Origin of the sequence: Oscillatoria sp. HE19RPO (assembly GCF_024220515.1) — a bacterium.
Classification (GTDB): Bacteria; Cyanobacteriota; Cyanobacteriia; order Cyanobacteriales; family Laspinemataceae; genus Laspinema.
The window spans coordinates 1-6,868 of sequence record NZ_JAMXOT010000079.1 but is presented as its reverse complement, the minus strand read 5'-3'; the positions used below and the strand labels follow the sequence as shown (position 1 = coordinate 6,868).

4 protein-coding genes are annotated in these 6,868 nt (G+C 51.1%); 2 read left to right on the top strand and 2 right to left on the bottom strand.

Annotation, left to right across the window (positions count from 1 at the left end):
* Nucleotides 1-676 precede the first annotated feature (676 nt).
* Both NG833_RS08195 and NG833_RS08190 read right to left on the bottom strand, forming a co-directional pair.
* A complete protein-coding gene (locus tag NG833_RS08195; RefSeq protein WP_254564805.1) occupies nucleotides 677-2,545 on the bottom strand; it encodes an N-acetylmuramoyl-L-alanine amidase in 1,869 nt (622 codons plus the stop codon).
* Between the two features lie 207 nt (nucleotides 2,546-2,752).
* Entirely contained in the window at nucleotides 2,753-4,606 is a 1,854-nt protein-coding gene (locus tag NG833_RS08190) for an N-acetylmuramoyl-L-alanine amidase (protein ID WP_254564804.1), read from the bottom strand.
* A gap of 741 nt (nucleotides 4,607-5,347) precedes the next feature.
* Here NG833_RS08190 and NG833_RS08185 point away from each other — a divergent pair.
* The gene (locus NG833_RS08185; RefSeq protein WP_254564803.1) at nucleotides 5,348-5,785 is read left to right on the top strand and encodes an NUDIX hydrolase; all 438 of its coding nucleotides are present in this window, start codon (nucleotides 5,348-5,350) and stop codon (nucleotides 5,783-5,785) included.
* A gap of 44 nt (nucleotides 5,786-5,829) precedes the next feature.
* Nucleotides 5,830-6,528 carry a RibD family protein gene (locus tag NG833_RS08180; protein ID WP_375293890.1) on the top strand — a complete coding sequence of 233 codons (699 nt, stop codon included), beginning with the start codon at nucleotides 5,830-5,832 and terminating at the stop codon, nucleotides 6,526-6,528.
* Nucleotides 6,529-6,868 lie beyond the last annotated feature (340 nt).

Below are 6,868 nucleotides of genomic sequence, written 5' to 3'. Positions count from 1 at the left end.
GAAAAATCGTTATTTCCTGTAGGGGCGCTTCGAGAAGCGCCTGTCCAAGAGGTAAATTTGATGATGAAAAATCGTTATTTCCTGTAGGGGCGCAAGCATTGCGCCCCTACAAATCAATACACCTTGACAGGGCTAGGGTTTTAACCCCCAGCTAATAGCTAAAGTCGGTTTTAACCGACTAAAAACATCACGGGATAAGACTTTCAGTCGTCTTTAGACGACTTTAGCTGTTAGGCTAGGGTTTGAACCCCCGCCGGTTTCTGAGCCCTACCCCAAGACGAGAAACCGGGTTTCTGACCTAAATTTGTGACAAATAGCAAAAACCTGGGCAAGAAACCCGGTTTCTGAGCCCTAAAAACAAGACAAGAAACCGGGTTTCTGTCGTAAATTTGTGACAAATAGCAAAAACCTGGGCAAGAAACCCGGTTTCTGAACCCTACCCCAAGATGAGAAACCCGGTTTCTCCCCTAAATTTGTGATTAATAGCAAAAAACTCATGAAGTAGCCCGCGCAGGCGGGCTTTGTTCGTATAGCCCCACCCTTCAGGGTGCGGGTTTTTTGAAGGTTTTATTTTTTGGAGTTCCCATAGCAAAAAACTCATGAAGTAGCCCGCGCAGGCGGGCTTTGTTCGTATAGCCCAACCCTTTAGGGTTAGGGTGCGGGTTAAATTTCTCGCTTAACGATTCGTGCGAACATAATTTAAGATGCCCCGGGCGATCGCCTCAGCCATGCGAGTTCGTTGTGCCGCATCGGACAAAATCTGAACATCATCGCGACCCGTCACAAACCCAACTTCCACCAAAACCGCAGGCATACTGGTATGGCGCAACACATAGAACCGCGCCTGTTTGACACCCCGGTTGGGCATAGAGGGGAAATCCTGGAGCATAGTATTTTGAATCGCCTGGGCCAAATTCCGGCCACTGGCATAATAATAAGTCTCTAATCCATTGACTTCTGGACGGGACATACTAATTGCATTGGCATGGATGCTGACAAATAAATTGGCATTCACCCGATTGGCTAACTGGACCCGAGGTGCTAGGTCAATGGTGCGATCGTCCTGCCTGGTCATAATGGCGGTAATTCCCTCTCGTTCCAGAATTTCGGCAACTTGATGGGAGATATCGATTACTACGTCTTTCTCTTGCAGTCCGCCAATGCCGACGGCACCGGGGTCGATACCACCATGTCCGGCATCGATAACCACGGCAATTCGTCCGGCAGGGATGGGGGGAATTTCTGACTGTAGCTGATTTTCCGGTGATACGGATGGGGGAGAGTCGGGAATGACGACGGGAATCAACTGAGCATTGGGGTCCGTGGTGACAATCTCGGTGGATTCTAACTGGACTGCGAGGCGATCGCCAGATTGTTGCTCAACCCCAGAGACTCGCACTCCGGCAGCGGGTTGGACCAAAACCACGACGGTTTCCGGGTCTTCCTGACTCGGACGCACCCATAATACCGAGGAACCCCGTTCTGGTTGTAAGCGGTTGACACCATTTCCGAGGTGGGAGGAGTATATCGTCAACCGATAGGCGAGGGTTTTTTGGTCCCATTCGGTGTTGTAATTCAGGGTGCGATCGGCCTTAATCACCACTTGATTATCAACCAGTTCGATGCCTTGAATGGTGGCTAACCCTGATGTCGCTTGAGCCGTGACCTGGGGAGGATTTTCGCCTTCGGGCCAGACCAGGACTTGCCCTTGTTCGCTGACCTGGGCCTGCCAATTTTTATCGGGTTCGGTTAAGGTCAAAATCGCCCGAGTCAACGGCGGTGCACTGGATGCTTGCACTAATTGCAGTTGATTGACCCCGAGGCGATCGACATTTCTAACCCGTCGTTCTAGGTCGGGAGAGAGGGTCACCCCTGGGAGGTCTACGTTCACCCAGGTCCCATTACTGCCCGGGTTGAGTTCCACCGTTGGGGTGGCCCCATTGGTATGAAAAATAAAGCCTTCGTCTTTAATCTCCACCTCTTGCAAGAAGGTGTTTCCCCCGGTTGCAGCTAGGGGGGAGGGAGAATCGGACCTAGGACCGGATGCACCCTGGGCGATTTGGGTTCCTGCGGTGTGGGGGTCCGGTAATTGGACGGTCCATTGGTTAGGGGAACTGCCCTTGACTTCGACTTGTTGGGGGTCGAGGGTGTAACCGGCGGCCAATTCGACCACAATTCGGCTGGTTTGAGGGTTAAATTGTCCCACCCGAATTTCCCGAATCGCTCCTCCTACTGGCTGAGTCACATTTTGACGCCCTAGGGTCGTACCGGGTAGGTCGATGACCAATCGCGTTGGATTTGACAACAGTTGAGCGGTGGGTTGCACGCCGCCTTGGGTTGTAAAGGAGAGTTGGTTGCGATCGGACTCAAACCGCCAAGTTTCTAGTTGAGCCGCTTCCACAGGGGGAGCGGCTAACAGAAATGCACTGATCAGACTCGGGAGTATCCAGTTTTGGAGTTTAGCTTTTCTCAAGGGGGTGTTTTGACGATAGGGGAAATCGATGGATGGGGTCACTTTCATACTCTGCTTGCCAACTCTACGCATGATTTTAGGCTCCCTCGCTGTCCTTGAAAGCATTGCACCCATAAATGTTTCTTGAGCAGGTTTGCTGCGGGGAGCCGACTTTATTTGTCATGACATTTGTCGCTATCTTAACAAAAGTTAAGAATGTCCGAAGTATAGCATAGGCTGTTACAAAACATGAAAGCCCTGATTTATTTTTTCAGCCCCTAGATTTACCCCTTTTGCAGTTTAACGAGCCTCTCGAATATACTGTAAGATTCCTTGGGCGATCGCCTCGGCCATGCGTGTTCGCTGGGTCGGATTAGCCAGCATTCGGGCATCATCGCGACCTGTGACAAAGCCGGTTTCGACTAAAACGGCGGGCATATTGGTATGGCGCAATACATAAAATCGGGCCCGTCGGACGCCGCGATCGCGCATATTAGGAAAAGAACGCAACATACTCCGTTGAATCCTCTGAGCTAACTGCTGCCCGCTCCTGTAATAAAAAGTCTCTAACCCATTCACATCGGGCCGGGACATACTAATTGCATTGGCATGAATACTGACAAATAAATTAGCATTGACGCGATTTGCCAATTGGGTTCGGGAGGCTAAACCCAAGGTGCGATCGTCTTGCCGTGTCATCACAACGGTTACCCCATTTTGCTCTAAAATTTCCGAGACTTGTCGGGAAATATCTAAGACAACCTCTTTCTCTCGCAACCCGCCAATGCCCACAGCACCGGGGTCTGAGCCTCCATGTCCGGCATCAATCACCACGACCCGGCGGCTGGTGGGCACTCGGGGAGTGGAAGGGGCGGGAGTCTGGGTGGGAGGGGCCGGAGTTTGGGTGGTTGGCGGTGGAACGGCGATCGGCAGACTTCTTTCTCCAACCGCAACAACTGGGGGCGTCTGGACTGGGCCCTCGGGAATGCTCTCGGGTTGCAACCGGACTAGAAGTTGGTTCCCCGAGGGTTGACTGATTTCCCCCACCCGAATTCCGGCGGCGGGTTGCACGAGGACGACGACGGTTTCTGGGTCTTCCTCAATAGTCCGCACCCATAACAGGGAGGATTGGGAAGGGGTTCTCAACTCCCGAGGGGCTTCGGCCAGTTGGGATGAAAATAGGGTGATTTTATAGGCGAGGGTCTCGATATCCCATTCGGTTTTGTATCCCACCGGGCGATCGCTATTGACGACCACGGAGGTCCCATCATTCGCCAGTTCCACGGACTGAATGGTTGCTAAAGAGGGGAGACTGGAAGACTGGGGGGGAGTGCCACCTTCGGGCCAAATCACGATTTCCCCAAGATCGGTGACTTGCGCTTGCCAGTTGCGACGGGTGTCGTTTAAGTTCAATAAGACTCGGGACAACAGGGGGGAATCGGAGATTTGAATCGCTTCTAAGCGGTTGACACCGAGGCGATCGACGGTCATGATCCGTTCGGTGATTTCGGGGGAGAGTTTCACTTCGGGAAGGTCGAGGGTCACCCAGGTGCGATCGGTACTCCATCTCAGGTCAATTTCCGGGGTGGGTCCCGAAGTTCGCAAAATAAACCCTTCATCTAGGACCTCAATTCCTTGAAGGAGGGTGCTGTTGACGGTAACCGCTGGAGGCGGGGGGACGGGGGTTTGAGTGGGTGAGATGGCGACTTCCCGCTGTGGGGTGGGGAGTTGCACCGTCCACTGACTCGGGGAACTGCCTCTAAATTGAATTTGATCCGGGTTGAGGGTATAGCCTTCGGCGAGTTCTACGACAATTCGACTGGTTTGACGTTCAAACTGCCCAATCCGAATTTCGCGAATGGTCCCCCCGACCCGTTCTCGCACCGTAGTCCGGCCTAATCGGGTCCCGGGTAGGTCGATAATTAATCGGGTGGGATTAGACAGCAGTTGTGCTTTGGGTTGGACGTTTCCGGTGGTTCTAAAGTTGAGTTGGTTGCGATCGCGCTCAAACCGCCAGGAGTCTAACCGCGCAGCGACGGCAGGCGAAGCAGCGAAAATCGAGGCGGCGATCGCTAAAACCACTAGCATAAACCACAATTTTCCGGTTCTGCTCGGACGGTTTGGACTCGGCATAAACTCTAATTCTTGGGTCACCTTAGTAATCTCTAGCAAACGACTGTACGCAGGTTTCTGATGCCCCCACTCGCCTCCCGGGAAAGAATCAATTTTGTAATTTCTTGCATCTTGAACCCGGTAGGCAGTTGATATAGAATGCAGTTGATATCCCCGATGTTTCCCAGGCTGATGCCTTATAAATGAGGGCATTCATTTTTAGGCTATTTTAGCTAGGGAAATTGCTTTGGGGGAGAATAAATTAGTCATCTGGGCCCAAAAATTTTTAAAACAAATCCTCTGCATACTTCTTCTCTTTTGCTGGTATAAGGGTTAATAAATCAGTCTAAAAACCCGACTAATGGTTCCAATTATTAGCCCCAAAATTTAGGGGTAAACACGGATAATTGAAAATTTATCCAGAATTTTTAAGTGCAATTGCACACCCATCCGGGATAATTGGATCCATAAAATACCGGCAAAACAGAATAGTTTAGGACTGTACGATTGTTGAAAACCCCGATCAGGATTAGAAAATAGATGCATTAAAAATAAACCGATCGCTGTTGAAAACCCGGAACACCTGGGTGTTCCATGATACTCAATCAGCTTGGGTGCGCTGGTATCCTGCCTTCTCCTGCCTTCTCAGGTTAAAAAATTTAAAATCCTACAAGATTCTGGTATAAAATACCGAAAATTCTTCCACAAAAGGACACAATAGAATCATCCCTTTTTTATATTAGGGAAGAATAACCCCTGAAAATTTACCCGGAGAAAGAACCCATGAGTCATCAACCTGTTCAGGTAGCCCTCGCCATCCTGCATCAAGAGGGTCAGTTTCTCTTGCAACTGCGAGACAATATACCCGGCATCGTTTATCCCGGATATTGGGGTTTATTTGGAGGACATCTCGAACCCGGAGAACTCCCTCTCGAAACCTTGCGGCGAGAATTACAGGAAGAAATTACTTATGAAGCGAAACAGGTGTCCGAATTCGGTTGTTTTGAAACGCCAGAAGTCGTCCGTCATGTCTTTAATGTTCCCCTGACAGTGGATATTTCAGAGTTGGTTCTGCATGAAGGATGGGATATGGGATTGTGGACCCCGGAGGATATTCGTCGCGGGAGTCGCTATTCGGAAAAAGCCGGTGAAGTCCGCCCTCTGGGAGAACCTCATCAACAAATATTTTTAAAGTTTATGGCGGAGGGATTATTGAGGTGATCTCAGGAGTCCGGGTCAGTTAAACTAGATTGACCCTCTTATTATTGATTCCGAGAAACATGAGCGATCGCCCTGTAACCACCGTAGTTCTTGCCATGAGTGCCGATGGCAAAATTTCCGACTCCCTGCGATCGCCCCTCCTCTTCGGTTCCCCCGCAGATAAAACCCATTTAGAACAACAAGTCGCCGCTGCCGATGCCGTAATCACAGGTGCCGGAACCTTCCGCGTCAAAGACACCGCCATGAGAGTGGTGGATCCAAACCGAATTAACCAGCGCGAACAAGCCGGAAAACCGCCCCAACCCGTGCAAATCGTCGCCTCTGCCAGCGGCAACCTCCCGCGCCACATCCCCCTATTCCAACAACCCGTTCCCCGCTGGTTAGTCACCACCCCTTCAGGTGCCGAACCCTGGCGCAACCATTCCGGCTTTGATAAAATTCTCGTCAGCGAAACCCCCTCCGGTGCCGTAGACTGGCACGATGCCTTCCAACAAATCGCCAACCTCGGCATCAAAAAATTAGCCATTCTCGGAGGAGGAAACCTAGTCGCCTCCCTACTCGCAGAGGACCTAATCGATGAACTCTGGCTCACCCTCTGTCCCCTCCTCATCGGTGGCACCAACGCCCCCACCCCCGTAGACGGCAGCGGATTTACCACTCAAACCGCACCCCGCCTAGAACTCTTAGAGGTTAAACCCGTTGACGCCGAGGTATTCTTACACTACCGCCTCCGCAGACAGTGAAGAACCCACCTCTCCCAGTTCGTAGTAACGCCTTCAGGCGTTATCCATGTTCGTAGTAACGACTTCAGTCGTTATCCATGTTCGTAGTAACGACTTCAGTCGTTATCCATGTTCGTAGTAACGACTTCAGTCGTTATCCATGTTCGTAGTAACGACTTCAGTCGTTATCCCTCCAAAGCAACAACCGGCGGGGGTTAAAACCCCCGCCGGTTGTTGCAACGAGTCCAAGACTTTCCGTTGAAACTGACTGAAAGTCTTATTAAATGGTGTTTTCAGTCGGTTTTTAACCGACTTAAGCTATGAGGCGCTTGATTTATCCCCCGCCGGTTGTTGCAACGAG